At 51.7% G+C, this 588-nt stretch carries 1 rRNA gene; it reads right to left on the reverse strand.

The features are described from left to right. Positions 1 to 588: ribosomal RNA gene (locus ACJ004_RS30135) — 23S ribosomal RNA — on the reverse strand; the annotation flags it as partial.

Consider the following 588-nt stretch of genomic DNA (forward strand, 5'->3'; position numbering starts at 1 on the left):
GGGCTCTGACTACTTGTAGGCACACGGTTTCAGGAACTATTTCACTCCCCTTCCGGGGTGCTTTTCACCTTTCCCTCACGGTACTGGTTCACTATCGGTCACTAGGGAGTATTTAGCCTTGGGAGATGGTCCTCCCTGCTTCCGACCGGATTTCACGTGTCCGGCCGTACTCAGGATCCACTCAGGAGGGAACGAAGTTTCGACTACAGGGTTTTTACCTTCTTTGACGGACCTTTCCAGGTCGCTTCATCTACCCCGTTCCTTTGTAACTCCATGTTGAGTGTCCTACAACCCCAAGAGGCAAGCCTCTTGGTTTGGGCTATGTCCCGTTTCGCTCGCCGCTACTCAGGGAATCGCGTTTGCTTTCTCTTCCTCCGGGTACTTAGATGTTTCAGTTCCCCGGGTATGCCTTCAATACCCTATGTATTCAGGTAAAGATACTGTTCCATTACGAACAGTGGGTTCCCCCATTCGGAAATCTCCGGATCAAAGCTTACTTACAGCTCCCCGAAGCATATCGGTGTTAGTCCCGTCCTTCATCGGCTCCTAGTGCCAAGGCATTCACCGTGCGCCCTTTCTAACTTAACC

This window comes from Neobacillus sp. 204, from assembly GCF_046562815.1.
Taxonomy (GTDB): Bacteria; Bacillota; Bacilli; order Bacillales; family Cytobacillaceae; genus Neobacillus.